Source organism: Pseudomonas sp. 1 R 17, assembly GCF_900067035.1.
GTDB lineage: Bacteria > Pseudomonadota > Gammaproteobacteria > Pseudomonadales > Pseudomonadaceae > Aquipseudomonas > Aquipseudomonas marginalis.
In genome coordinates, this window is record NZ_FKLB01000042.1 from 114,525 (window position 1) to 141,270 (window position 26,746).

At 62.3% G+C, this 26,746-nt stretch carries 24 protein-coding genes; 9 read left to right on the top strand and 15 right to left on the bottom strand.

What is annotated here, in order from left to right; genetic code table 11:
• Window positions 1-98 precede the first annotated feature (98 nt).
• From wecB to BFP99_RS15275, 4 genes are read left to right on the top strand one after another with little or no spacing between them, the layout of a single operon-like run.
• A complete protein-coding gene (gene wecB, locus BFP99_RS15260) occupies window positions 99-1,202 on the top strand; it encodes a non-hydrolyzing UDP-N-acetylglucosamine 2-epimerase (RefSeq protein ID WP_256097648.1) in 1,104 nt (367 codons plus the stop codon).
• A complete protein-coding gene (locus BFP99_RS15265) occupies window positions 1,199-2,305 on the top strand; it encodes a glycosyl transferase (RefSeq protein WP_065947612.1) in 1,107 nt (368 codons plus the stop codon). Before wecB ends, BFP99_RS15265 begins: the two co-directional genes overlap by 4 nt.
• A complete protein-coding gene (locus BFP99_RS15270) occupies window positions 2,283-3,194 on the top strand; it encodes a glycosyltransferase family 2 protein (protein ID WP_065947613.1) in 912 nt (303 codons plus the stop codon). The genes BFP99_RS15265 and BFP99_RS15270 overlap by 23 nt, the downstream gene beginning before the upstream one ends.
• A complete protein-coding gene (locus BFP99_RS15275) occupies window positions 3,187-4,056 on the top strand; it encodes an NAD(P)H-binding protein (protein WP_065947614.1) in 870 nt (289 codons plus the stop codon). The genes BFP99_RS15270 and BFP99_RS15275 overlap by 8 nt, the downstream gene beginning before the upstream one ends.
• Here BFP99_RS15275 and BFP99_RS15280 read toward each other — a convergent pair whose 3' ends face one another.
• From BFP99_RS15280 to BFP99_RS15310, 7 genes are read right to left on the bottom strand one after another with little or no spacing between them, the layout of a single operon-like run.
• Entirely contained in the window at window positions 4,057-6,126 is a 2,070-nt protein-coding gene (locus BFP99_RS15280) for a glycosyltransferase (protein WP_065947615.1), read from the bottom strand.
• Between the two features lie 13 nt (window positions 6,127-6,139).
• Window positions 6,140-7,117, bottom strand: a complete 978-nt coding sequence (locus tag BFP99_RS15285) for a class I SAM-dependent methyltransferase (protein WP_242001093.1) — start codon at window positions 7,115-7,117, stop codon at window positions 6,140-6,142.
• Between the two features lie 19 nt (window positions 7,118-7,136).
• Window positions 7,137-9,293, bottom strand: coding sequence for a glycosyltransferase (locus tag BFP99_RS15290; RefSeq protein WP_065923922.1), 2,157 nt, complete (start codon window positions 9,291-9,293; stop codon window positions 7,137-7,139).
• A gap of 11 nt (window positions 9,294-9,304) precedes the next feature.
• Window positions 9,305-10,009, bottom strand: a complete 705-nt coding sequence (locus BFP99_RS15295) for a 2OG-Fe(II) oxygenase family protein (RefSeq protein ID WP_065947616.1) — start codon at window positions 10,007-10,009, stop codon at window positions 9,305-9,307.
• Window positions 10,002-11,324, bottom strand: coding sequence for a polysaccharide pyruvyl transferase family protein (locus BFP99_RS15300; RefSeq protein WP_065947617.1), 1,323 nt, complete (start codon window positions 11,322-11,324; stop codon window positions 10,002-10,004). Before BFP99_RS15300 ends, BFP99_RS15295 begins: the two co-directional genes overlap by 8 nt.
• Window positions 11,321-12,589: an ABC transporter ATP-binding protein gene (locus tag BFP99_RS15305; protein WP_065947618.1), complete on the bottom strand. Its 1,269-nt coding sequence runs from the start codon at window positions 12,587-12,589 to the stop codon at window positions 11,321-11,323. The genes BFP99_RS15300 and BFP99_RS15305 overlap by 4 nt, the downstream gene beginning before the upstream one ends.
• Complete coding sequence (locus BFP99_RS15310) at window positions 12,579-13,394, bottom strand: ABC transporter permease (RefSeq protein ID WP_065947619.1); 816 nt, start codon at window positions 13,392-13,394, stop codon at window positions 12,579-12,581. The genes BFP99_RS15305 and BFP99_RS15310 overlap by 11 nt, the downstream gene beginning before the upstream one ends.
• 256 nt (window positions 13,395-13,650) lie before the next feature.
• Between BFP99_RS15310 and BFP99_RS15315 the strand changes: the two genes are divergently transcribed.
• Window positions 13,651-14,109 carry an Hsp20 family protein gene (locus BFP99_RS15315; protein ID WP_027603994.1) on the top strand — a complete coding sequence of 153 codons (459 nt, stop codon included), beginning with the start codon at window positions 13,651-13,653 and terminating at the stop codon, window positions 14,107-14,109.
• 53 nt (window positions 14,110-14,162) lie between these two features.
• Here the strand turns inward: BFP99_RS15315 and BFP99_RS15320 are convergent, their stop codons facing one another.
• The 3 genes from BFP99_RS15320 to BFP99_RS15330 all read right to left on the bottom strand — a co-directional run bounded on the left by BFP99_RS15320 (window position 14,163) and on the right by BFP99_RS15330 (window position 17,418).
• Entirely contained in the window at window positions 14,163-15,440 is a 1,278-nt protein-coding gene (locus BFP99_RS15320; RefSeq protein ID WP_065947620.1) for a cation:dicarboxylate symporter family transporter, read from the bottom strand.
• A 95-nt stretch (window positions 15,441-15,535) separates the two neighbouring features.
• Window positions 15,536-16,744 carry a pyridoxal phosphate-dependent aminotransferase gene (locus BFP99_RS15325; RefSeq protein ID WP_065947621.1) on the bottom strand — a complete coding sequence of 403 codons (1,209 nt, stop codon included), beginning with the start codon at window positions 16,742-16,744 and terminating at the stop codon, window positions 15,536-15,538.
• An 11-nt stretch (window positions 16,745-16,755) separates the two neighbouring features.
• Window positions 16,756-17,418: an RraA family protein gene (locus BFP99_RS15330; RefSeq protein ID WP_065947622.1), complete on the bottom strand. Its 663-nt coding sequence runs from the start codon at window positions 17,416-17,418 to the stop codon at window positions 16,756-16,758.
• Between the two features lie 122 nt (window positions 17,419-17,540).
• On the opposite strand from BFP99_RS15330, the gene BFP99_RS15335 reads away from it, so the two are divergent.
• Together BFP99_RS15335 and BFP99_RS15340 are read left to right on the top strand one after the other, a co-directional pair.
• Window positions 17,541-18,437, top strand: coding sequence for a LysR family transcriptional regulator (locus tag BFP99_RS15335; protein ID WP_065947623.1), 897 nt, complete (start codon window positions 17,541-17,543; stop codon window positions 18,435-18,437).
• A gap of 64 nt (window positions 18,438-18,501) precedes the next feature.
• A complete protein-coding gene (locus BFP99_RS15340) occupies window positions 18,502-19,557 on the top strand; it encodes an NAD(P)-dependent oxidoreductase (RefSeq protein WP_065947624.1) in 1,056 nt (351 codons plus the stop codon).
• A gap of 27 nt (window positions 19,558-19,584) precedes the next feature.
• On the opposite strand, the gene BFP99_RS15345 is transcribed toward BFP99_RS15340, so the two are convergent.
• The 4 genes from BFP99_RS15345 to BFP99_RS15360 form a co-directional block, all read right to left on the bottom strand.
• Window positions 19,585-21,996 (bottom strand): TonB-dependent siderophore receptor, encoded by a 2,412-nt coding sequence (locus tag BFP99_RS15345; RefSeq protein ID WP_065923890.1) that lies wholly within the window; start codon window positions 21,994-21,996, stop codon window positions 19,585-19,587.
• Window positions 21,997-22,071: 75 nt separating this feature from the next.
• Window positions 22,072-23,022: a FecR family protein gene (locus BFP99_RS15350; protein ID WP_065923889.1), complete on the bottom strand. Its 951-nt coding sequence runs from the start codon at window positions 23,020-23,022 to the stop codon at window positions 22,072-22,074.
• The gene (locus BFP99_RS15355) at window positions 23,019-23,540 is read right to left on the bottom strand and encodes a sigma-70 family RNA polymerase sigma factor (protein ID WP_065923888.1); all 522 of its coding nucleotides are present in this window, start codon (window positions 23,538-23,540) and stop codon (window positions 23,019-23,021) included. The genes BFP99_RS15350 and BFP99_RS15355 overlap by 4 nt, the downstream gene beginning before the upstream one ends.
• A 141-nt stretch (window positions 23,541-23,681) precedes the next feature.
• Window positions 23,682-24,323 (bottom strand): TetR/AcrR family transcriptional regulator, encoded by a 642-nt coding sequence (locus tag BFP99_RS15360; RefSeq protein WP_065947625.1) that lies wholly within the window; start codon window positions 24,321-24,323, stop codon window positions 23,682-23,684.
• Window positions 24,324-24,445: 122 nt separating this feature from the next.
• Between BFP99_RS15360 and BFP99_RS15365 the strand changes: the two genes are divergently transcribed.
• Both BFP99_RS15365 and BFP99_RS15370 read left to right on the top strand, forming a co-directional pair.
• A complete protein-coding gene (locus BFP99_RS15365) occupies window positions 24,446-25,663 on the top strand; it encodes an MFS transporter (protein WP_065947626.1) in 1,218 nt (405 codons plus the stop codon).
• Between the two features lie 93 nt (window positions 25,664-25,756).
• Entirely contained in the window at window positions 25,757-26,554 is a 798-nt protein-coding gene (locus tag BFP99_RS15370; RefSeq protein ID WP_065947627.1) for a DNA/RNA non-specific endonuclease, read from the top strand.
• 9 nt (window positions 26,555-26,563) lie between these two features.
• Here BFP99_RS15370 and BFP99_RS15375 read toward each other — a convergent pair whose 3' ends face one another.
• Window positions 26,564-26,743, bottom strand: coding sequence for a DUF1289 domain-containing protein (locus BFP99_RS15375; RefSeq protein WP_027604002.1), 180 nt, complete (start codon window positions 26,741-26,743; stop codon window positions 26,564-26,566).
• Window positions 26,744-26,746 lie beyond the last annotated feature (3 nt).

Below are 26,746 nucleotides of genomic sequence, written 5' to 3' on the forward strand. Positions count from 1 at the left end.
CCATTACAGCATCAAAACAGCACAGCGGAATGTGCGTGAGCATGAGCTTGAACGCCTGAGCGATTCAGCCACTTATCGAATAGGGAAATAGGCTTGATGTGTCGGTAAAAAAAATTCTTTGCGTGGTCGGAACGCGTCCCGAAGCGATCAAAATGACCCCGGTCATTCTGGCCTTGAAGCAGCAGGGCTGGGTCGATGTGCGTGTGGTCGCCACGGCACAGCATCGCGACATGCTGGATCAGGTCCTGGCGTTTTTCGGCATCGAGCCCGATATCGACTTGGACGTCATGCGACCCAATCAAACCTTGGCCACCCTGACCGGGCAGTTATTGCTCAAGCTGGATGTTGTCCTGCTCGAAGAACGGCCCGATGCGGTTCTGGTGCAAGGCGATACCACCACGGTGATGGCCTGTGCCCTGGCCTGTTTTTATCGGCGTATACCGGTGGGGCATATTGAGGCCGGCCTGCGCACGTGGGATCTGCAGCATCCGTTCCCCGAGGAAGCCAACCGGGTCATTGCCGGTAAATTAGCGCATTGGCACTTCGCGGCAACGCAAGGCACTCGGCAAAACCTGCTGAAAGAAGGCGTAGCCAGTGGGGACATTTTCGTCACGGGCAACACGGTGATCGATGCCCTGCTCATGACCGCGGCCAGTGAGGTGGAGATCGGCCTTGATCTTGATCCGAGCAAGCGCCTGGTGCTGGTGACGGCCCATCGCAGGGAGCATTTTGGCGCGCCGTTTCTCGACATCTGCCGAGCGCTGCGCACCCTTGCCGAGAACAACCCTGGGGTTCAGTTTCTCTACCCTGTGCACCCGAACCCGAATATCCAGGGCGTCGCACAGGCGTGCCTGGCAGGTATACCGAACTTCAGGCTGTGCGCGCCGCTGGGTTACGCGGCGTTCATCGCCGCCATGAAAGCGGCGTATTTCATCCTGACCGACTCGGGAGGCGTCCAGGAAGAGGCGCCGGCGCTGGGTAAGCCGGTGCTGGTCATGCGGGATGAAACCGAGCGCCCGGAAGCGGTGGAGCAGGGCAGCGTCAAGCTGGTGGGGGCCAACTATGAACGTATCATCGAGCAGGCGCAGCGCCTGCTTGACGATGAGTCGGCCTACCGTGGCATGGTACGAGGTGTTTCGCCCTACGGCGATGGGCAGGCTGCCGGGCGTATCGTGAAGGTCCTGCGCGAGCACTTTTCTTGAAGCGCCTGGTATTTCTCTCGCCGTTGCCTTGGCACAGCTTCGCCCAGCGGCCGCACAAGTTTGTCAATTGGGTGCACAGCCGCACAGGGGCGTCGGTGCTCTGGGTCGATCCTTATCCCACGCGGCTGCCCAGATGGAGCGATCTCAAGACGGCTGCGCCCTGCGCGCAAACGAGTCCACCCAGCGGTACGCCGCCATGGCTCACGTTGATCAAGCCTGGCGGTCTACCGATAGAACCTCTACCGGGCTCGGGCTGGGTGAACCGCTTTTGCTGGCGGCATGCATTGAGCAGGATCGATCAATTCACCCACGCCTCCCCAGCCTTGCTCGTGGTCGGCAAGCCCTCGGTCCTGGCACATCTGTTGTTGCAGCGGCTTCGTCACTGCGCGTCCTTGTATGACGCGATGGACGATTTCCCGGCGTTTTATACCGGCCTCTCGCGATCGGCCCTGGCGCGCCGTGAGCGGCTGATCGTCCAGCGCGTGGACGTCATCTGGACGTCGAGTTCCGTGCTCGACGCGCAGTGGCGGCGTTATCGCAACGAGGTGTGCCTGGTGCTGAACGGCCTGGACTTAGCGGCGATCTCTGCCGTAAAGCGGGCGTCGACGTCATCGAGTCGAAAGGTTTTTGGCTACGTGGGCACCCTGGCCACCTGGTTTGACTGGGCCTGGGTGGCGGCTTTGGCCGAAGCCAGGCCCAACGATGAAATTCGTTTGATGGGGCCGATCTTCGGCGCCGTGCCCGCGCACTTGCCTAGCAACGTAGTGGTGTTGCCTGCCGATAATCATGGCGCGGCGTTGGCCGCCATGGCCGAGTTCGACGTGGGCTTGATTCCTTTCAAAAAGACCCTGCTCACCGCGTCGGTCGATCCGATCAAGTACTACGAATACCGCGGCCTGGCATTGCCGGTGATCTCGACTGACTTCGGCGAGATGCATGGCCGTTCAGGGCTGCCGGGTGTTTTCATCAGTCACTCGCACAGCGATATTGCCGGGCTGGCCGAGGCCGCCTTGCAGTGTGAGCGCAATGCGGATCAAGCCCGTGCATTTGCACTGCAACACTCATGGGAAGCGCGTTTTGATGCGGCCACGCTTCATCCATGACTGCGACGTGATCGTCGTCAACTACAACGTCGGCACGCTGCTCGGCGAATGCGTGGCGTCGGCCTTCAGGGAAGGCGCGCGGCGGGTGATTGTGGTGGACAACGCCTCGAGTGACGGCAGCCTGGCGTACCTGGATGGGTGCCTGGCCGATACGCGCCTGAGCATCATCCGGAATCAGCGGAATATGGGCTTTGCCTCGGCCTGTAATACCGGTGTGGGGGTGTCGAGTGCCGGCGCATTGTTGTTCCTGAACCCGGATTGTGTCCTGCTGCCGGGCTCATTGCAGGGCATGATGGAAGCGCTGCACGCGGATGCCGCCACGGGCATGGTGGGGGGCTTTCTATGCAACCCCGATGGGTCCGAACAGCCGGGCGGGCGTCGGGTGTTTCCGACCCCCAGGAGAGCATTCGTCCGGGCTTTTGGCTTATCGCGCCTGGATGGAGTGTTTCCCACGCTGTGCGCCGACTTCCTGTTGCATCGTGAGCCGCTGCCCACCGAGCCCGCCGCGGTGGAAGCCATTTCCGGTGCCTGCATGCTGGTCAAGCGTGAAGCGTTGAAGTCTGTGGGCCTCTGGGACGAAGGCTATTTTCTGCATTGCGAGGATCTGGACTGGTGCATGCGCTTCAAGCTGAAACAGTGGCGCGTCGTGTTTGTGCCACAGGCGCGCGTCATGCACTGGCGGGGCGCCTGTAGCCGGAATCGACCGTTTTTTGTCGAGTGGCACAAACACCGAGGGATGGTGCGGTTCTACGCAAAGTTCTTCAGGGTCAACTACCCCAAGGGGTTGTGGTGGTGGGTGGTCCTGGGGGTGTGGCTGCGCTTCGGTTTGGTCTGCATCTACCATGGATTCAATTGGTTGCTGGGACGATCCCGGGGTGGGCATGCCTGAGGTCACGGTCGGTGTGCTGGGGGCCAGTAGCCTGGTAGGCCGCTGCCTGCTTGCGTTGCTTGTGCGCGAACAGTTCAAGGTCGTCGCTTTTTCCCGCCAGCCCCGGCACGGCAGCGACAGTGACACGGTCAGTTGGCAACGGCTTTCTGAGACGGGTGTAAGCGCGTATGCCGCGCCGATTCCCTACTGGATCTGCGTGGCACCGATTTGGACGCTGCCGCAGCATTTTGCGCTGCTGCAGGCCTGCGGAGCGCGCAAAGTCGTGGCCTTGTCTTCCACCAGTCGCTTTAGCAAAAGCCACTCCGTCGACTCCGCAGAGCGGCGCCTCGCCAACCTGTTGGGCGATGCCGAGGCGCGTGTTGAGCAGTGGGCGCAGGACCACGGGGTGCACTGGGGCATCCTGCGTCCGACCTTGATCTACGGCCAGGGCCGCGACAAAAACATCACCGAGATCGCACGCTTTATTCGGCGCTTCGGCTTTTTCCCGCTGTTGGGTGGCGCGATGGGGCTGCGTCAACCCGTGCATGCCGAGGATGTGGCGAGCGCCTGTGTGCGTGCGTTGCAGGCACCCCAGGTGTGCCGCCATGCCTACAACCTCAGCGGCGCAGAAACATTGCCCTATCGGGAGATGGTCTCCCGCGTGTTCACCGCGCAGAAGCGCCGCCCGCGTTTTCTCACGGTGCCGCTCTGGGTGTTCCGGATGACGTTGTGGCTGTTGCGAGTACTGCCACGCTACCGCCATTGGTCGGCGGCGATGGCGCAGCGCATGAACCAGGACCTGGTGTTCGAGCATACCGAGGCTGCCCGTGATCTTGGCTTCGCGCCCAGGGGATTTTTATTGTCACAGGACGACCTGCGTTAGTTACTCATATTCATGGGGCTCCCACGGGCCCCACTTGGCTTCATAGATCGCCTTGTTGCGCTCGAACAGGGCTTGGCGTTCATCCTGGTTCATGAGCGCGAACGATGCCGAAAGCTGGTGATGGATAAACACATCGCGGGCGCAGGCATTCACCAGGCCGGCGTGTTCGACACGTCGGCAGTAGTCGTCATCCTCGAAGAATCCACGGCCATACACTTCGTCGAGCGGGCCGATTCGCGTGTAGGTACTGCGCGGCATCATCACGCAGAAGAACGCCAGGGTCGGCAGCCGGATCACCTCGCCAAGGTGGCGGCAGGTAAAGCGCCGAGCCGCTTGTGGCATGTCTGCGAGGTTGGTGTAGTCGATGTCGATCCTGGCCTGGTTGCCGATGTTGTTGGTCACCGGGCCAATCAGGCCAAGCTCGGGATTGCGTTGTAAATGCCGGCGCAAGGTACTCGCCCAGCCGCTGGTAACCTGCGTGTCGTTATTGAGCAGCACCAGGTACTCACCGTTGGCGATCGCCAGGCCCTGGTTGTTCGCGGCGGCGAAACCGCGGTTGTCGGTGTTGAGTACGATCGTCTGGCCGCTGTCGGCCGCCCATTGCGAGAGAAATTCAGCGGTGCCGTCACTGGATGCGTTGTCCACCACGATGATTTCCAGTTCAGGCCCCTCGCTGTCGTGCTCGAGGCTGTCCAGGCACGCCCGCGTCAGCGCCAGGTTGTTGTAGGTCACGACGATCACGCTGATGCATGCCGCGTGGTCGCGGCGTTCGGCCAGGGTGATGAGCGCATCGGCGCGGTGTGTCCAGGTTTGCCGGGCAGCGAACGCCTGACGCTGGGCAATCTGTTCGGTCGTCGCTGGCAGCAATGCCCGCGTGATTGCGGCAATGAACGCCGGGCCGTCGCGGCCAACCTGCACCAGGGAGCCGAATTGTTGCATTTCTGGCAGGTCGACCGAGACCAGCGGTTTCCCGGCACTCAGGTACTCGTAGACCTTGACCGGGTTGGTAGCGAGCGTCAGTGCCGTGATGTGAAACGGCACGATGCCCACATCGAAGCCATGCAGGTAATAGGGCAGGGTGGCATAGGGCACTTCGCCGGTGAATTCTACGTTCGCATAGCCACTCAATTGCGCCCGCGCGCCCACCGTATCGGCGCCGATCAGCAGCACCACATGCTGTGGAAACGCCTCGGCGATGCGGGCGACGAGTGCCTGGTCGAACCAGTGTGCAATGGCGCCGTAGTAGCCAATCACCTTACGTTGCAAGCGATCCCGGTAGATCGAGACAGGTGGGGTGCAGAACTGGGTGAAGTCGGCGGCATTGCGCAGGATGGCGCGAGTTTCATTGGCCTGGGCCGGCCATTGCTCGGCCAACCAATCGGAGGTGAACAGCCGAACGTCCGCGTTGCGCACCAGCCGTTGCTCCAGCTGCAGGATGCTTGGGCCGTTGTCGCCGAAGCCTTGATGATGGTCCATGCAATCGTAGATCAATCGGCTGTTGGGTAATTCACCGGCAATGTCACACCAGAAAGGGTGCTGCACCAGTGAAATGACCCGGGCGGAACCGGCCCAGAGGAGTACCTCGCCAATACTGCGGCACAGCTGCCGAACCAGTGCGGCGTCAGGCGCTGCGGCGTAGATAAACGGTGCACCACGGGCAAACAGCTTGACCTGGAACAACCGCTGGGTCTGGTCCAGCGACTCGAGTTCAAAGCCGGCCTGGGGGGCGTGTATCAACGAGGCCGATACGTAGATGACCCGCCGCCCGGTGGCGCTCAGCACCTGGGCCAGTTGCTGCGGGCGCTGGTGGCGCAAGTCCCAGTCGATAGCGCCCCAGATAATGTAATCCGCCAGTCCGGCCTGTTGTGGCTGAGGCGCAGGCTGAGACGACGGCGCTGGGTCGGCGAAGGTTTTCATCGGTTGCAGTACGCCGCGCAATGCGCGCGCAGCGGGCAGCAGTGCACGTCGGTAGATGACTGCCAGGAGTTTTTTCGCGCTGGCCGGCAACGGCAGCCGGTGATACACCGCGCGCCAGCGCTGCCGGCCAGATGGGCGTCGCTCGATCAGCATGGGCGGGGCGACCTCATCCTGACGTTTTCGGCGATGCGGCGACCACCACAAAGTCGCTTTTCAGCGTGCCCGACTCGATCAGCCCGTCTTCGATGTCGAACAACATCTGCAGCACCCTGAGGGACTGCGGGTTGTCCGCGGTGAAGTTGCCGGCGATACCGTGCAGCAGAAACTGCAGCAGCGAACCGCCGCAGAGGTTCAGCGCACGCACATCAAAGTGCTCCTGCACCACCTGCAGAATATCTGCCGAACGCACGGCTTCCGACGGGTCGACTTTCACCACCTCGGCGGGGTCGGGCAGTGGCACGACCTGTTGAACCTGGCCGTATGAACCCTTCACGAATGAGCGGCGCAAATGCTCGGGAATCAAGCCGAACGCATGGCTGATGGCCGCCCTTTGCTGGGCATCAAAGGCAAAGTGATTGGCCCCGACATATTCATTGAAAAACAGCCAGCCGCCGGGTTTCAGGCTATGGCGAACCCGCTGGCAGACCACTTCCAGCTCGCGGATATGGTGCAGTGAGCCATTGAACCAGACTGCGTCGTAGTGATTGCCTGGCAGGTCAGTGCGTTCGATATCACACAGGGCGTACTGGATCGTCGACGCGCCCATCGCCAGCGCCTCGGCTCTGGCCACCTCGAGGGCGGCAGGCGCTATATCCACGCCGTCACAGTGCTCGAACGCCTTGAGCCTGTAGAGTTCGCGCTCCAGGGTGCCGGTGCCGCAGCCGATGCTCAGCATCCGTGTGCCTGGCGCCGGGTTGCCGAGAAACTCCTTCAGGCAGTACTGCACCCAGCCCGGATGGCCGCTGCCCGCCGTTGCCTTGTGCTGATGGCGGCGTTGTACGGTCGGTACCGCCAGCCAATAGACATCCGCAGAAAAGGCGTCGGAGCCGGCCATGTTTTCTGACCAGTGATCCGCTGTGACTTGCTTGTCGGCGCCGATCCCTTCGCGCTTGCCGTTGAGCTTGTGCATGATTCGCTTGAACACGGTGTCTTCCTTTGGTTGGTCAAGGGTTACCCGATTTGCGCTGCGGTTCAGGGCGCGTCCATGTGCCCCATTTGCTTTCAAAGTACGCCTGGTTCTTGTCCCACAGCGCTTGATACTCGCCGCTGGCAATCAGCTTCTTGAAGGACGCCTGCCCGTAGTGGTGGATAAAGGCATCCTCGGCACACACGGTCCTGAGGCCGGCCGCCTGGATGCGCCGGCTGTAGTCATCGTCTTCGAACATGCCGATGCCGAACGCCTCATCCAGCCAACCGATGCGTTCCAGCACCTCGCGGCGCATGGCCACGCAGAACATGGCGAGCATGCTGATATCGAAGGTGCGACCGCGATGCCGCGCGACGTGTTGATCGGCGAAGGCCTCCATGTGTTCGAGGCCGACGTAGTCGACGAGCACTTTCGCTTCGTTGCCTACCGAGTTGGTCATCGGGCCGACCAGGCCAATCTGCGGGTCTTGCAGGTGGCGCAGCAACGGGTCGACCCAGCCCTTGGGCACCACGGTATCGTTGTTGAGCAGCACCAGGTATTCCCCGGCCGCCAGGCGCAGCCCTTGGTTATTCGCGGCGGCGAAGCCCAGGTTGCGGTCATTGAGCACCAGGGTGACGTTCGCGTGGGTGCGGCCCAGGTAACGCAGGTAGTTGCGCGTGTCGTCCGAGGACGCATTGTCGACAATGATCAGTTCGTAATCGGGGTACGTGGTGTTGCGCAACAGGCTTTGGATGCAGCCCTGGGTCAGTTCGACATTGTTATAGGTGACGATCACGATCGACACTTTCGGGTGCAAGGACTTCAGCGCACTGAGGTTGGCGTCGAAGCGGTGGCGCCAGTCATTGGCGCTGGCGAGTGCCACGCGCCGGCTGGCGGCCTGGGTATCGGTTTCGTTCAGGGCGCGCTCGATCTGCTCGATGAAGGCCTGCGGTTCGCTGGCGAAATACACGAAATCCGCGTAGATCTGCATTTCTTCCAGTGGCACCGACACCACCGGTTTGCCCGCGCTGATGAATTCGTAGAACTTCACCGGGTCGACCGCATGGGTCACGTTATACAGGCGAAACGGGATCAGGCAGACATTGAAGTGGTAGAGGTACAACGGCATCTGTGCATAGGGCTTCCTGCCGAGTAAATGCACATTGGGCAGGCGGTCCAGCCCGGCCAGGTCCTTGACGAAAATGTCGCCGATCAACACAAAGTTCCAGTCCGGCCGCAGCCGGGCGATGCCCGCGATCAAGGGCAAATCGACCCATTCGGCCAGGGCACCGTAGAAGCCGATCAGCGGCCGCTCGATCTCCGCCATCAAGGGGTTGGGCACACAATTGCGCTCGAAGAACTCGACATCCACGCCATTGCGCAGCAACAGGCAGTTGCGGCTCATCGCGGCCCATTTTTCCTGCAGCAGGGCGGCGGTGACCGTCACCAGGTCGGCGTCTCGGACCAGGGTGTGCTCTTCCTCCAGCAACGTCGCGCCGATCCCCGGAAAGCCCACCCAGTCATCCATGCAGTCGTACTGGATTTTCCAGCCGTGGGTGCCGCGCAACCGATGCGCGAGCGCAGACCAGAACGCCAGGTGCACCACGCTGACTGCGGTTTTTATGCGCCAATCCTTGGCCAGCGCATCGATTGCGTTGGCGTAGGTTTGCAGGTGTTTTTCCGACATGCGCTGGGTGTAGCAGTCTACGAACTCGTCGCGCTGCAATGTCACCTCGAATACCCCGGGTGCCACTTCCAAGGTGCTGTAGGCCTGGCCAGGCTCGGCGCTGCGGGAGGGCATGATGTAGAACACGCGGTGGCCGTGACGGGCGAACTGGCTCATCAACTGCTGGGGCCGCTGGAAGCGTGCGGCCCAGTCGATGTTGGCGAAGCAGAGGATGTCGAAGCGCGCCTCTGGTGATGCTGAATCAGCCGATGGCGACAGTGTTTTTTTCGATGCAGTGTGCAACGGCAGATATTGCCCGTGCAGGAAGTCGGGCGTGTCGGCTTCTGTGTGCGGCGCCCGATACCTCAACCAATGCAGCAGCGCCCGCAAGGGCTTGGTGATCCGCCACGAGCGGGTATTTTTCAACATGGCGATGTAGGCCAGCGCCGCGTCTCGCTCCCTGATGGCCGCATCGCGTTCCATGCGAACGCTTTCGCGCTCAAGGGTGGCCAGAGTGTCCTTATCCATGATGCCGTCCTTCATGAAAACCTTGTGTTGTGCTGTTCGCCGTAAGCGTGCAGAGGTGTCGGGTCGTTGTCCGGCCACATCGAGCTGGTAGAGCCGGGGCGGTAAAACGTCACCGTCACGCTGCGCCTGGAAGAACGACAACCCTCGACCACCCGTGAAACCGCATGCCAGGAGTTGTCGGCGCGCACCAGAATCGCCGAGTTGCCGACCTCGGGCGTCACTTGCGCGACGATATCGGTGGGCCTGGCAGAGCCGAGGATCTGCAGGCAGCCGCCATCGGCGGGGTCCCAGGTCTGATTGAAGTACAAAATGTGCGTGACCAGTTTGTCGTCCAGGTCCGGGTGCGGCCCGAGGTTGGCCCCGGGGCCGTAGTGGAACAGGTTGGCCTCCATGGGGACCTCGGTCACGTCCACCCCGGTCAGCGCGGAGAGGGCCTGGCGGTACTGCGGCGAACAGAGGCTGTGGGCCAGTGCCAGCCATTGCGGGCTCAAGGCTTGTGGATTGACCACTTCGTGGCTGCCCATGGCGATCAATTGCCGCGCCTCGTATTCGTAGTCCTTGGCCCCGCCGTAGCCGGAGACCGTCTTGAAGTGGTCGTGCGGGTAGGTTTCGGCCAGCGCCTTGGCATCGTCGGGGGTGTAGAGCGCACCGATTTGCGCCCAGGAAAAAGGCACGGTCTGCAGGCGTTGGGCCGTCAGTTTGCTCAGGTCAATCATGTCGAAGGGCTCCCAGCCATTTGTTCAGGGTTCGGCGCAGATGGCGCAATGGCGCCGTCAGCTTGAACGAGTTGGAGCGGTACAGCGTTTCCAGTGCCTGTTGATGTTGCTCGCGTTCGTGTTGCCGCTCGGCGGCCTGGCTTTCGAGGAGTGAGTGCAGGTCTTCGAGAACACCCGGCAAGGCTTGCCAGTAGCGGTTGAGCGCGGGCTGCGTGGGCCTGCGACCTTCGCGGATCAACTCGGCCACGCGGTCCCAATGTGCGTCGATCTGTACCATCGCGTCGGCGGTCACCTGGGACACCGGTTGCTTGCCCAGCTGTGCGCGAAACCACTGCGGATCAATCGGCTGGTCCCGGCATAATTGGAATATTCGTCCATGGCTCGGCAGCGCAGTGTATTTGCCGGTGCCCAGGTCCGCCGAGCAGAAGATCGGCACACCAAAGGCCAATGCACTGATCGCCAGGTGGTAGCTGTGTCCGATTACTCCTTCGGCATGGGCGAGCAGTTCTGCCAGCAGCAGGGGCTCTGGCCAGAAGGGCAGGCAACGCGCGCGCGCAAGGCCGTCGCCCAGTACGGATTCGTGATCACCCAGTACTGGCCCTATGGGCAGCAGCAGCAGTTGCACGTCCTCGAACTGCCCGGCATGGGTTTGCCACAGCTGCAGGAAGCTGTTCAACCCCCACATCGCATGCACCACCAGATAGGGTTGGGTCAGGCCGGCGCTGCTGCACAGCTCCAGGAACGGGGCAGAAGGCGATTGAGGGTCGAGCAGGCGTGGCAGGCCAAAGGCCGTGTCGGGAAGCACCTCGACCTGGGCCGTCGGTGACAGTTGGGCCAGGGCCGATTGGGACAGCGCATCGCGTACCCTGATGTGCGGGCTGTGTTCGAGGGTCAGTTGCACCAGTGGTGCGGCCCACGGCGGGATGTCGTTGCAATGCATGCCCGGCGCATTCCAGATCAACGGGATGCCATGTTGCAGCGCGATCAGCGCGGGCGTCAGCCAGTAGCCGGTGGGGTGGTGAATGGCGGCATCCGGGGGGTAATAACCGCTTGCCACCAGCTTGTCGAAACGCACAATGAAACCACCGCCGATCAATACTCCATCCAACTGACCGGCGATGTCCGGCAAACGGCTCAGTGAGGTGACCTCGTACGGCCATTCGGACGGCGTTTTCCCGTGATAGGAAAACCGGTGCAGCGTTATCGTGCCCAGGCGCCGGGTCAATTCCGCCTCGGCGAGGATGGGAAACAGCAAGTCGCCATAATTGGCGACATCGAATGTGCCGAAGATCCCGACCTGCCACTCTCGGCTCATTGCAGCACCCCCGGTTCATTCGTGTGAGGGGCAGGACCGGCCTCTATTCCCAGATCGACGAAACCAAGGAATTCCCGGGGGCCCGGCAAGGTGTCGAACGCCAGCAGCGCGACCTGCTTCTCGATAAGCTGCGCGGTTTCTTCGAGGTGGCCGTTCATCAGTTTCAGCGTGATGTGGTACTTGCCCGCCGCAAGGTTGGCGGGGAAGCGGACGTTGAGCGTCGCCTTGCGCCAGCCCTCGTGCGCTGCCTCCAGGTGAAGCGGCAGGTTGGCGCCGCCGATCACCAGCAGCCGGGCCTCCTGGATCGTCACGCTGAGGGTCGGCAGGTCGATGCTTTCGCGTACCCGGGTTTCGATACGCAGCTGGATGGTCTCGCCATACACAAAGCTTGAATACAGGCTGTCCGTGTTGGTAAAGCAGGCCGCAACGATATGCCCCTCATCGGTGCCAAAGGCGATGCCAGCCTGTTGGGCAAGAAACGCCTTGGGGGCGACCGCCACCGCGCCGCCGCTGGCCCAGCGACGCTGTTCGTCACGCATTTCCAGCAGGTAGAGTTCGGCCATTTCTTCGGGAGAGCCACTGGCACGCACCTGGCCTTCGCGCAGGTAAATCACTCGATTGCAAAAGCGCTTGACCATGGCCATGTCATGGGACACGAACAGCAGCGTCGTGCCTTGCTGGGTGAGTGCTTCCAGCCGATTGAGGCACTTGAACTGGAAGGACGCGTCGCCCACTGCCAGGGCTTCATCGACGATCAGGATGTCGGGGTCCACGCACACCGCGACGGCGAAGGCCAGTCGCACCAGCATGCCGCTTGAGTAGGTCTTGGTGGGTTGGTCGATGAAGTCGCCAATATTGGCAAAGTCGGTGATCTGGGCAAAACGGGCGTCGATTTCCGCGTGACTGAGCCCCAATACCGCACCGTTCATATAGACGTTTTCACGCCCGGTGAAATCGTGATTGAAGCCCGAGCCCAGCTCCAGCAACGCCGCCACGCGGCCATGGCTCTCAATGCTGCCGGAGGTGGCACTGAGCGTGCCGCAGATCAGTTGCAGCAGCGTCGATTTGCCGCTGCCGTTGCGACCGATGATCCCTACCGTTTCACCTTTGCACAGTTGCAGCGACACGTCCCGCAGTGCCCAGAATTCTCGATAGAACTGCTTTTGCCCGCGAGACAACAGCTGCCACAGGCGATCCCTGGGCGTGTCGTAGATGTGGTAGCTCTTACTCAGGTGGGCCGTTTGTACGGCGATGTCAGAGCACATCGGCAAATCCTTTGCGGGTTTTCTGGAACCAGGTGAACCCCAGCCAGGCGATACCCCCGGCCACCAGCAGGCCGCAGACCCAGGTGAAAGGGTCCGGTATCACGCCCCAGAACAGCACGTCACGGGCCTGTTCGACCACCAGGGTGAGCGGGTTGAGGTGAAGGATGCCCTGGTAGGCCGGCGGAAATGCGCTGGTCGGGTAAAAAATCGCCGAGACAAACATCAATGCCGTGGTCAGCACGCCCACCACCTGGCCGACATCACGCAGGTAAACCCCCAGCGCTGCCAATAGCCAGGTGACTCCCAGTGTGAAGAGCGCCAGCGGCAATAACACCAGGGGCAGCAACACACTGGTCAGGGGCGGCCAGCCGAAAAACACCAGGTGGAAGACCAGCCAGATCACCAGGCTGGCCAGGGTGTGGAACAACACGGCGCCCAGCACCACCCACGGCAGGATCTCGAGGGGGAACACGACTTTCTTGACGTAGTTGGCATTGGCGATGATCAGGCCCGGCGCACGCCCCACGCATTCGGCGAACACGTTGAACACCAGCAGGCCGGCAAATACCAGCAGCGCGAACTCGGTGCGCGAACCGTCGCCCGCGGGCCAGCGCAGCTTGAACATCACGCTGAACACGAAGGTGTAGACCAGCAACATGAATAGCGGGTTAAGGAACGACCACAACAGCCCCATGATGGAGCCTCGATAACGCCCAATCACTTCCCGCTGGACCATGGAAAACAACAACTCCCTGTGTCGCCACGGGCTGGAAAACATCCCTGCCCGCGCGTTTGTTTCACTCATGCAGCGATTCCCATTGCCAGTGCAGTGCGCCCATGAGTCTAGTCAACAATTGTCGTTTCGCTATGTGGCGTTGAGTGATTGTTCGACCTAGGGGGATGCTCATTGCGTCAGCCTGTCTGCACGCAATCACAGCAGCGGATAAATTTTTTTGCTGGCGCTGCTTGAAATTTTTTCCCCTGAACCTACTTAGGTTTTACGCGATGCCGAATACGGGTCGCGTGTCAAATCACTTGGAGAAAACTCAGGAGATTTTGCAATGGCTACTACTCTTTCGTTGGCCCCACTGTTCCGTCATTCCGTCGGCTTTGACCGCTTCAATGACCTTTTTGAATCGGCGCTTCGCAGCGAGGCCGGTACCACCTACCCACCTCACAACGTCGAGAAGCACGGTGAAGATCACTACCGGATCGTCATCGCGGCGGCAGGCCTGGTGGAGGATGACCTGGAGATCCAGGTGGAAAAAGGCGTGTTGACCGTCGCCGGCGGCAAGCGCGAACACGATGAGGGCATCACCTACCTGCACCAGGGCATCGCCCAGCGCGCGTTCCGTTTGTCGTTCCGCCTGGTCGACCACATTGAAGTGCAGGGCGCACAACTCGCCAACGGGTTGCTGAGCATCGACCTGCTCAGGGTGGTACCGGAGGAAGCCAAGCCTAAGCGCATTGCGATTGGCGGTGCTGCCAAGGCCGAGGTGAAATCCATCAGCGAGCAGTAAGGCTGGAATGAATAAAGGCGCTCTTCGGAGCGCCTTTATTCGTAGCGTTCATATTATAGCGAGGGAAGATTTCTCCCACTCGACTCATGCCCAGCCCGCCCCTCACGCCCCTCCCACTTGGCAATCACCAACGGCGCCAGCGCATTGCCCAGCACATTCAGCGCCGTGGTCGGCATCTCCATCAAGCGATACACCCCAGCGATAAACGCGATGCCTTCCAACGGCAAACCCGCGCTGGCCAGGGTGGCCGAGAGGATCACGAACATGAATCCCGGTACTCCGGCGGCCCCCTTGGAGGTGAGCACCATGGTCACCACCAGCAAGGCCTGATCGCCCAGGCTCAGGTCGATGCCGTACAACTGCGCGACGAACAGGGTGCCGATGCCGAGGAACAGGGAAGCGCCGTCGAGGTTGAACGAGTAACCCACCGGCACCACAAAGCTCACCAGCGAAGGAGGTACGCCGTAGGTTTCGAGTTTTTTCATCAGTTGCGGCATCACCGCCGCCGAGCTGGCGGTGGAGAAGGCCAGCACCAGCTCATCCTTGATATGGCGCATCAGCGCGAACAGGTTGATCCCGCACACGCGCGCCACCAGGTTGAGCACCACCAGCACAAAGAACGCGATGGCCACATAGCTGACCATGATCAGCTTGGCCAACGGCAGCAATGAGCTGAAGCCGAAGTTGGCCACGGTCACGGCGATCATGCCGAACACGCCGATGGGCGAGTAGGCCATGATCATCGAGGTGACCTTGAACATCGCGTCGCTGACCCCACGCAACAGCGCGATGACCGGGTCCTTGCGCTCGGCGGGCAGGCGCGCCACGCCCAGGCCGAACATCACCGCAAAAAACAGCACCGACAACAGGCTGCCCTGGGCCATGGCGTTGACCACGTTGTCGGGGATGATGCCGACGATGATCTGCCCCAGGCTATGACCGGCGCCGTTGCTGGTGGGCAGGGTGATATTCGCCGCGTGCAGGCTGGACAGTTCAGTGCCGGCGCCGGGCTTGAGCAGGTTGCCCATGACCAGGCCGATGATGATCGCCAGGGTGGTGATGCAGAAAAAATAGCCCAGGGATTTGACCCCGATACGGCCCAGGGATTTGCCGTCACCGTGGCCGGCAATGCCCACCACCATGCAGGCAAACACGATAGGCACCACGATCATCTTCATCAGCTTGATAAAGATATCGCCCGCCGGTTGCAGGAGATTGTCCACCAGCCACGGTCGGGACTCGGGAAAGCGGTGCAGCAGGGCACCAATGGCGATACCGGCGAGCAAGCCGATCATGATTTGCCAGACCAGCGCGATACGGGGCGTGTGCATGGGAATGCCTCATTTGAGATCAATGATTTTTAAGTTGTTGTTCTAGGCAGTCAAAAGGCGACCGTCCGCTGGTCGCCGGGTGTTACGGGTGGCCGTCAGCGCAGGTCATGGCATGCGTCTTTGAGGCGACGGCACCCTTCTTCGATCACGTCCAGGGCGCTTGCGAACGACAGGCGCACATACGGCGACATGCCGTAGGCCGCGCCGCTGACCGTGGCCAGGCCGTAGTCGCGCAGCAGGTAGTCCACCAGTTGGGTGTCGCTGTCCAGGCGATCACCCTGGGGGGTGAGCTTGCCCATCAGGCCGCTGACGTTGGCGAACACATAAAACGCGCCATCGGGCGGGATGATGCCCAGGCCTGGAATACCCGCCAGTCGCTCCAGCATCAGGGCACGACGCTGCCGGTATTCTTCGCGCATCGCCGCAATAGGCGCCTGGTCACCGGCGAATGCAGCCACGGCGGCGGCCTGGCTCACTGAGCTGGGGCAGGTAGTGGTCTGCGACAGCAGCTTGGCGATGGCCGCGATCAGCCACGCCGGCCCGGCGCCAAAGCCCAGGCGCCAACCGGTCATCGCATAACCCTTGGACGCGCCGTTGACGATCAGCGTGCGTGGCTTGAGGTCGAGCGCCAGGCGTGTCAGCGGCACATGTTGGGCATCGCCGTAGACGAAGTGTTCGTAGATCTCATCGGCCATGACCAGCACATGGGGGTGGCGGCGCAGCACCTGCGCCAGGGCCAGCAGCTCGGCTTCGCTGTACACCGCGCCGCTGGGGTTGTTCGGGCTGTTGAGGATCACCCATTTGGTGAGTGGGGTGATCGCCTCTTCGAGGGCGGCGGGCGACAGCTTGAAACCCAGGCTTTCATCGCCCGGGATGATCACCGGCGTGGCATCGTTGAGCCGTGCGATGTCCGGGTACGACACCCAATACGGCGTGTGCACGATGACTTCATCGCCGCGATTCAAGGTGGCGGCCAACGCGTGATAAATGATGTGCTTGCCGCCGCAACCGGCGACGACTTCGTCCAGGCCATACACCAGATCATTGTCGCGCTGCAGTTTCAGGCAGATGGCCTGGCGCAGCGCGAGGGTGCCGGTGGTGGCGGTGTAATGGGTGTCACCGCTGCGCATCGCCTGGCTGGCGGCCTCGAGAATGTGCGCCGGGGTGTCGAAGTCCGGCTCGCCCACGGTGAAGTTGACGATGTCGCGGCCCTGGGCACGCAACTCGGTGACCAGGGCGTTGGCGGCGATGCTGGGGGAGGGTGCGATGCCCAGGACGCGGTCCGACAAAAATGCAGTGCTCATCTCGGACTCCTTCACGCCAGGCCGGCGTTGTTGAGGGCCTTGTCGATCCAGCTCTGGCGCACCGCACCGCTGGCGATCTCTGCCTTGACCGCTTCTTCATGTTCGGCATGTTGTGCGGCACGGCGCAGCACTTCGGCGGCGTCGGCCTGGGAGAACGCGACCAGGCCGTCTTCATCACCCACCAGCAGGTCGCCGGGGTTGATCACCATGCCGCCGATGGACACCGGCACGTTCACTTCGCCGGGGCCGGTCTTGTACGGGCCGGTATGCACCACGGCGCGGGCGTAGCAGGGGGTGTGCTCAAAGCTGGCGACATCGCGAATCGCGCCGTCGATCACAAACCCCACGCAACCGCGCTGTTGGGCATACAGCTTGATCAACTCGCCGATCACCGCGTTGTTGGTGTCGCCCTGGCCGTCCACCACCAGCACATGGCCGGGTTGCAGCAGGCTCATGGCCTTGTAGATCAGCAGGTTGTCGCCGGGGCGGGTCTTGACCGTGATCGCCGTACCCACCAGCTTGCCGCTGCGGTTGTAGCGGGTCAGGCCGCGGGCGCCGATATGGCGGCCGAGGTTGTCGCTGATATGCGGGGTGACGACATGGGCAAACGCCTCGACCAGTTCGGCCGGCGCCATGGGCGCGTTGGGAAGGATGCGTGAACCGGGCAAGGACATGGCAAATCTCCAGAATTGTTGGATAGCGATGGGCTATGGCCGGATCTTAGGAGTGATGACGGGAGAGTTTTAGCGATATTTTATGATGTGATAGCATCGCTTTTTTTCATGAGTTGGCCGCCATGATCACCTTCAAGCAAATCGATGCGCTGTATTGGATCGCCGAACTCGGCAGCTTCGAAGCGGCGGCGAACAAGCTGAACATGTCTCAGTCGGCCATCTCCAAGCGCATCCAGGAGCTGGAAGACACCTTCGACGTCGAGATTTTCGACCGCAGCAAGCGCAACGCCCGGCTGACGGAGAAGGGCGGTGAGCTGCTCGACTATGCCCGCGACCTGCTCGACAGCCGCGACCAACTGCTCGAACGGGTCAGCGCCCGCGAGGTGCTGGTGCGCCGTTTTCGCCTCGGCGTCACCGAACTCACCGCCTTGACCTGGCTGCCGGCGCTGGTGGAAGCGTTGCGCCAGGCCTACCCCAAGGTGCAGATCGAACCGTCAGTGGAACTGAGCAGCGAACTGTTTCGCAAGCTGGAAAGCGACCAACTCGACCTGGTGATTGTGCCGGACGTCTACAGCGACCCGCGCTTCCACAGCACCGTCCTGCAAAGCGTGGAAAACGCCTGGATCTGCGCGCCTGGCCTGATCCCGCACCCCGACCCCGTCAGCCTGGAAGTGCTGGCCGATTACACCGTGCTGACCCAGGGTTCGCAGTCGGGCACCGGCCTGATCTACGAGCGTTGGCTGGCCGCGCACAATGTGCAGATGCCGCGCACCCTCACCAGCCATAACCTGCTGGTGCAGGTGGGGTTGGCGCTGTCGGGGATCGGCGTGAGTTATTTGCCCAAGGCGTGTTTGTCGCACCTGATCGAGCACGGTGCATTACGCGCGCTGGTCACGCAGCCGGAGTTGCCGAATATCCAGTATGTAGCGTTGCATCGCGTGGATCGACAGTTCGGCTTGAACCAGGACGTGGCGCGGATGGCGCAGGAGTGCTGCGATTTTTCGCGATTGTTGTTTTAGAGCAAGTGTGGCGCGATGCTAGTGTATTGGTGCGGTTGAACACCCTTTAAAGAGGCTCACAGGTATGGCATTCACCACCCTGATACTGGATGCACCCGGCCCGCCGTTGCTGTTCGAGGAAGTCGACCGATTCCTTGAGTTGGGCCTGGTCGTTACCCTGAATCTCTACTATTTCACCGATAAACACAGTATCCGCGAGCATTATGGCGAACGCATCTGGTACACCGAGATCAATGGCCACGACAGGCACGCTTTCATCGACGCCGTGACCCAGGCCGGGGGGTATAGCGTGTTCAAGACGCGCCTGAATATTCCCATTGAGCGCGAGCTGATCCGCGCCGCTGCATCACCGGCCCTGCCAACGCCGCTGCGCGCCATCGCCCAGGCGGGTACAGGCGTTAACCATATCGACCGGCAAGAGGCTGAACGGTGGGGCGTGAGCGTACTCAACACACCGGGCTCCAACGCGGCGGCGGTGGCCGAATACGTCATCGCCCAGGCGTTGTTTTTATCCAGGGACCTGGACCACTACAACGCCGAAACGCATAACGGTCGCTGGGCCAAGGGCACCCTGGCGCCAGGCCGCGAATTCGGTGAACTCACGCTCGGGTTGGTCGGTACCGGCAGCATTGCCCAAGCCGTCGCACGCAAAGCGGGATCGCTCGGTATCAAGGTCATCGCCAGCGGTTCAGAGCGTTTTACGCAGCAGGTCGCGCACAGCCTTGGGCTTGAGCGACGGCAAACCCTCGAGCAATTGCTGGGGGAGGCCGACGTGGTGTCTATCCACGTACCGCTGACACCGCTGACCCAAGGCCTGTTCGGCCTTGCCCAGTTCAGGCAGATGCGCCAAGGCTCGATACTGATCAATACCGCTCGCGGCGGCATCGTCGACGAAGCCCAGTTGGCAAGCTTCATGACCGCGTTTCCCAGGCATATAAAAGCGGTTGCCATCGATACCTTTGTCCACGAAAAAGACCGCTTTGATTCGCCACTGGCAGGCATCGGCAACGCCCAACTGACACCGCATATCGCCGGCAGCACGACGACGGCGATCCGTAAGGCTTCACGGCAGATTGTCGACAAGATCCACGCGCTCAGCCTGGCTGCGGACCCAGGCTGAACATTGCCGAGCCGCTGCCGGTGCGCCTTACCAGCGATACGTCAACGAACTGACCAACTGTCGCTCATCGCCATAGCGGCAAATCGCGAATTCGCAGTAGGTGTAGCGCTTGTTGGTGACGTTATTGGCGTTCAGCGCGACTTCCCAATGCGGGTCGATCTCGTAGCTGGCGCGGGCGTCGTACAGGGTATAAGCGGGCATCGATGACGGCACGCCGGAGGCCTGGGTAGTGCCTTTGTAGCGGGCGCCGCCGCCGATGCGCAGTTGCGGGATGCCGAGCGCCGCCAGGCGGTAATCGGCCCAGAGGGCGGCCTGGTGGTAGGGGGTGTCTTCGCTGCGCTGGCCGATTTCGCTGGCGATATCGCTTTTGGTGATGCGTGCGTCGATGTAGGCGTAGGACGAGATCAGGCTGAGGTTGGGGGTGACTTCGGTCTTGGCTTCCAACTCGAAACCACGGGAGCGCACTTCGCCGACCTGTACCGAGAAATTGAGGTCGGTGCGGTCCTGGCTCAACACGTTGCGCTGTTCCAACTGGTACACCGCCGCACTCAGCAGCGTGGCGCTGCCTTCGGGTTGATAGCGGATACCGATCTCATATTGCTTGCCCTCGGTGGGCACAAAGCTTTGCTCTGCCTTGTTGGCGCCGGCCACCGGGAAGAACGATTCGCTGTAGCTGATGTAGGGCGCCAGGCCGTTGTCGGCCTTGTACACCAGGCCCGCGCGCCAGGTGGTGGCTTCATCGCTTTTGCCGCTGTCGGCGCCATTGCGGAACAGTTCGGTGTGCTGGTCCGCCCAATCATGACGGCCACCGAGCAGCAGTATCCAACGTTCGTCGAACTTGATCTGGTCCTGGAAGTAGATGCCTTTTTGCAGAGTATCGATCTGCGAGCCACGGTCGGTCGCGGGGTTTTTATTGACCACCACCGGCTGGCCGTAGTTGTAGGTCGCCAGGTTCAGCGACGGTGCGTTGCCACGGAAGTTGTGCGAATCGTAACTGGTGTCGTAGCCATCGAAACCCAGCAGGAAGGTGTGCTGCCAGTCGCCGAACTGCCATTTGCTCTCGATATTGGTGTCGCTGGCCAGGCCTCGCGAGCGTTCCTGGCGGTCGCTGTATTGGCGTCGCAGCAGGCCGGTGGTTTGTGCGGTGCCGATGTTGGTGCCGGCGATGTTGACTTGCAGGTAACGCCAGGTCACATCCGACTGGTAGTAACGCAGCTTGTTGCTGATGCGCGTGTGTTCATCGAAGCGATGTTCGAACTCATAGCCCAGCGCCGACATCTCGCCGTTCATTTCGTCGTAGTCCGGCTCGCCGATAAAGTCGTGGCGGCCGATCTGGAACCGGCCTTCGCCGACGCCTTTGGTCAACTGATAGGGCAGGGGCGCGGAGAAGCCGGTTTCGGTCTTCTGGTAGAACGACAGCAGGGTCAGCGAAGTGTCGTCGTCGGGCCGCCAGGTCAGGGCCGGGGCCACGTAGATCTTATCGTTGTTGATATGGTCGGCGGCGGTGTCGCTCTTGCGATCGAGCAGGGTCAGGCGGTAGCTCAAGGTGTCGCTGTCGCCCAACGGGCCGGTGAAGTCCGCGGACAGTTGCTTGCGGTCGTTCTGCCCGGCTTGCAGGTTGATCTCGTGGTAGGGCGTCTGGCTGGGGCGCTTGCTCACGGTATTGATCAGGCCGCCCGGCGACAGCTGGCCATACAGCACCGACGCCGCGCCGCGAATCACTTCCGCACGTTCCAGGCCATAGGGTTCCTGCACGCCGTCGTAGGAGTTGTTCTGCAAGCGCAGGCCGTCGCGCAGGGAGCCGCCGGTGGCCGATTCCACATCGAAGCCGCGAATGCGGAAGCGGTCCGAGGTGCGGTTGAAGCTGGTGGGCTGGCTGGTGAAGCCCGGGGTCAGGTCGAGGGTCTGCGACAGGGTTTCCGATTGGCGGTCGCGGATCTCGTCGCTGGTGACCACCGACAGCGATTGTGGGGTTTCGATGATCGGCGTGTCGGTCTTGGTGGCGCTGAGGTTGCGCGTGGCGACATAGCCCTGGACGTGATCGGTGCTGCTCTCTTCGATCCGTCCGGTGATCGACGTGGGCCCCAGTTCCAAGGAGCCTGTGGTGTCGATCGGCACCAGCACGTAGCCATTGGCGCCTTGCACCGCCCGCAAGCCACTGCCGCGCAGCAACTGGGCAAAACCCTGGGCCACCGGGAAGTCGCCTTGCAGGCCGGTGGTGTTGAGGCCGGCGACAGTTGTGCTGTCAAACAACAGCGCCACATGGGCCTGCTGGGCGAACAGATTCAGCGCAGGTCCCAGGGGGCCGGCGGCAATGGCATAACGCGCCGCCTCCTGCGCCGCCACCGGGCTGCACACGCCTAAGCTCAGCGCAGCCAGGCTGGCCAGGTTGATCGCCAGGGCGAGGGGTATGGGAGAACGCTTGAGGTGGCGGGGCATGGAAGAAATTCCTGTTATTGAGGTGCTTTCTTCCTTGACGGGGCAGGCGTGAAAAGCGGAACCCGGCAGGCGAAACTATTTTTCCAGGCGTTCGACCTGCAACCACAACGGGCTGAATGCGCGGATACGCACCGGCAGGCCGTCGGCAATCAATTGCAGGGCGCGCCGCGGGTTATCCAGCGGCAACACCGCGGACACGCGCAGGTCGGCCAACTGCTGGCGATCGAACTGCACGTGGCCGCCGTACTGGCGCGCGAGTTCGTCGAGTACCTCCGGTAACGGCCGGTCCTGCACCACCAATTGATGGTGTTTCCAGGCGTCGTCCGTGGCGCGTGGGTCGATCTTGCCCAACAGCGTGACCGCGTCCGGGGTGATGCGTGCCTGTTCGCCGGCGCTGACCTGGACGGCGTCATGCCGGCTGGCGTCGGTGGCGGCGACGGTGGATTCGAGCATACCCAGCAGTGTGCCCGGTGCTTCGCGCTTGACCGTGAAGCGCGTGCCGAGGGCACGCATCTGGCCGTCGTCGGTCACCACCGTAAACGGCCGCGTCGCATCATGGGCCACTTGCACGAGGATTTCGCCACGCAGCAAGCGCACCTGGCGCTGCTGGCCGTTGAAAGTCAGGTCGACGGCGCTGTTGCCGCCGAGGGTCAATTGCGAGCCATCTTCCAGGTCGACCCGCTGCCATTGCGCCGGGGCGGTGCGCTGGTCGGCCAGCCAGTAACCGGGCGGGTAGGTTCGCAGTGCCAGGGCCACCGGCAACGCCAGCAACAGGCCCAGCAGCACGCGGCCGGCCGGGTTGCGCCGACGTACCCGTGCCGCTTCCAGCGCGGCCTGCACCGGCGCCTGTTGCGGGCGCAACGCCTGCAAACGCCCGACAAAACCCTGCAAGCGCTCAAACGCCGCCACGTGCCGTGGGTCGGCGGCCTTCCAGCGTTCGAATTGCTGTTGCTCGCGCTCGCTGAGGTTGCCTTCATTCAGGCGAATCACCCAGTTGGCGGCCTGCTGGTCGAGGTCGCTGCTCATACGTCCAACGCGTGGTTGCAGTGCATCAGTGCGTTCATCAAATGCTTGCGCACCATGCGCTCGGAAATCCCCAGGCGGCTGGCGATGTCGCTTTGGCGCAGGCCTTCGAGGAAGTACAGCAGGAACGCCTGCCGCGCATTCAGGGCCAGGCCGTCGAGCACGAAGGCGATCTGCTCCAGCGCTTCCAGGGTGACGAGGATCTGTTCCGGCGACTGTTGGCATTGCTCCATCATCTCGACGGTCTGCGCCAGTTCCCGCAGGTAGGCCTCTTCCAACCGGCGGCGGCGTGCGCGGTCGATAATCAGGTGGCGCGCCGTTGTGGTGAGAAACGCCCGGGGCTCGCGCATGCCACCGAGGGCATCGCGGGAGGCGAGGATTCGCACAAACGTATCGTGGGAAAGATCCGCGGCGTTATGGGGGCAACCCAGCTTTTTGCGCAGCCAGCCGAACAGCCAGCCATGGTGCTCGGTGTAGAGCGCATGGACAGCCTGGTTCAAGGGAAGGTTGCTTGCCGACATGGAAGGATACGTCTGCGGATAAGAATTATTCGCAAGATTAGCGGTGTGCCATCAGCGAAAGCAAGCGTGGCCCGCAGGGAGCGCCGTATTTATATCGCCGGGGCTGAACATCCGCTGGGTTATCCCCCCCATGGAAGGCGGTTATTTCGAAGGTGTGCTACGGGGAGGTACCGTTGACGCGGCAACATCCCAGCTCATCAGCAACTGGCTGATCGCCGCGTCGAGGGTGGCATGGGGCACGTTGTCCCGCGCCAAGATCGACACCCCCTGCAAAAAACTGTCAAACACACTCGCCATCACGGCGGGCTGGGTCTGTTGCGGCAACTGGCCCAACCGAACCGCGCGCTCCACGCACGCCACAATCCCCGCCCGCGTACGCAGGCGCGACTGGGTCAACCCGTCGGCCACCCGCGCATTTTCCGGGCTGGGCGCACTCATCACGCCCAGCGCCACCATGCAGCCTTTGGGGTGCCCGTCTTCGCATTGCATGCGCGCCGACTGGCGCAGCGCGGTTTCGACGGCCTGGCGCGGGGGCAGGGTGTCGTCCCACAGGCATTCGGTGACCTGGGCGTAGGTCGCCAGGTAGCGCTGCACACACTCGTCGAACAACGCCTCCTTGGAGCCGAACGCCGCGTAGAAACTCGGCGCGGAGATCCCGCCACCCAAGCCCGCCTTGAGTTGAGCCAGGGAAGTGGCGTCGTAGCCATGCTGCCAAAACAGGTGCATGGCCTGTTCCACGGCGTGTTCGCGGTCGAAGGTGCGGGGGCGGCCCATTTGTGCCATGTCAGGTCTCCGGTGGGAAAGCGAGATAAATACTAGTCGATACATAAGTCGTTGACAACGCGCACCAATCGCCCGCAACATTTATATCGATCAGTATCTAAGTCTTGCCCAAGGAGTTTCCCGTGACCCCCTCACTCACTTTATCGGCCGCCTCCGAGCGCCTGCCCATTGGTGCCTTGCTCGCCCTGGCGATGACGGGCTTCATCTGTATCGTCACCGAAACCCTGCCCGCCGGCCTGTTGCCGTTGATCAGCGATGGCCTGGCGATTTCGCCGTCGATGGCCGGGCAGATGGTCACCGCGTATGCGCTGGGCTCGGTGCTGGCGGTGATCCCCATGACCATCGCCACCCGTGGCTGGCGCCGGCGCAATGTGCTGCTGCTGACCATCGTCGGTTTCCTGCTGTTCAACTCGATCACTGCGTTGTCGTCCCACTATGGCGTGACGCTGGTGGCACGCTTCTTTGCCGGGGTGGCGGCGGGGTTGGCCTGGAGCCTGCTGGCCGGTTACGCCCGGCGCATGGTTGCGCCCCACCAACAGGGCAAGGCACTGGCGCTGGCGATGGTCGGCACGCCGATTGCGCTGTCGTTGGGAGTGCCGCTGGGCACCTGGGTCGGTGGCCTGGTGGGCTGGCGCACCACCTTCGGCCTGATGTCGGCGGTGAGCCTGATACTGATCGCCTGGGTGCTGGTAAAAGTCCCGGACTACGCGCCGCAGCCCGCCCATCAACGCCTGTCGCTGGGCAAGGTGCTGACCACGCCGGGCGTGCGCCCTGTGCTGGCGGTGGTGATCAGTTGGATGCTGGCGCACAACATTCTGTACACCTACATCGCACCGTTCGTGGCGCCGGCCGGTTTGGCCGAGCGCGTGGACCTGGTGTTGCTGGTCTTCGGGATCGCTGCGCTGGCGGGGATTTGGCTCACGGCCAGGCTGGTTGAGCCGTTATTGCGCAACACCGTGCTGGCAAGCCTGGCGAGCTTTGCGCTCATCAGCCTGGTGTTCGGCTTACTGGGAACGATGCCGCAGGTGATTTACCTCGGCGTGGCGGTCTGGGGCCTGAGCTTCGGCGGCGCCGCGACCTTGCTGCAAACCGCCCTGGCGGATGCGGCGGGAGAGGGCGCGGATGTGGCGCTGTCGCTGAACGTGGTGGCGTGGAACAGCGCGATTGCCGGCAGCGGCGTGGTCGGTGGCGTGCTGCTGGACACCTGGGGCGTGGGCGCATTTGCGTGGGCGATGCTGCTGTTGGTGGCCGTGTCGTTTGCCATTGCCTGGGTGGCCAGCGCCCATGGCTTCAAGCCGGGCGCGCGGGGTGCGGGAAAGCCGGCGTCGCTCGGGCACTAATCTGACATCTGCTAGTCCATAATCCTCGAAATATCATTCACTTGGCTCCGTACGCGGAGCCTGCCGCTTCACTTTCCTTCGAAGATTCAATCCATGTACCTACGCAACATTGCAGTTGGGCTATCGGCCTTTATCCTGTTTTCGGCCGGGGCACATGCCCGTGGTGCGATAGACCTTTATTCCACTCAGGAACGGCAGTTGTCGTTCGACAGCTGTGCCGATGTATTCCCTGGCGCGACGCCGATCAAAACCGCAACCATCCCCGCCAGCATGAAACCCCTGGCGCTGTGCTCCGACCATTTCGCCGTGCTGTATTCGCAAACCAGCAAGACGCCGCTGGTGGTGGTCGAGCGCCTCAACGCCCGCCAGCTCAAGGACGCCAAAGGCGAGGAACGGACCAACCATTTCTACGCGGACCCGCGCATTCCCAAGGGCGCGCGGGCCGAGTTGAGCGACTACCATGGCCAGCAACCGGCCATGGATCGCGGCCATCAATCCCCGGCCGCCGATGCCCCCGATGCCAAGGCCATGGCCCAGTCGTTTGCGCTGTCGAACATGGTGCCTCAGGACCCCACCAACAACCGCAAGATCTGGAGTAAGGTCGAGGCCGACGTGCGCAAGTTCGCGGTGCGCGCGGGCGGTGACGTGTATGTGTTCACCGGGCCGCTGTTCGACCCGGGCTACAGCACCATCGGCGCCAACAAGATCTGGGTGCCGACGCGCCTGTTCAAGCTGGTGTACGACGCCTCCAGCCAGCGCGCCTGGGCCTACGTGCTGCCCAACGCCGAAACGCGTATCCAGAAGCCGATGGACTACGACACCTTCGTGAAAAGCACCGGGCTCAAATTGCTGGGTAACCTTCCGGTATCGGGGTCGGTGGGGCGCTCCTGATCAAGCGGCTTACCTGGCTTTTTTCAACGCTTTCAAGCGTTGGGTTGCACGTTGCACGGCGGCCATTTTCTCGGGGCGTTTCATGCGTTTCCACTTGCGGATCTCGTCCTTGCTGCGGCCACAGCTGACGCACAGGTCGCCGCTGAGCTGGCAGGTGGAGACGCAGGGGTTTTCGATGTCTTTAGCCAAGGG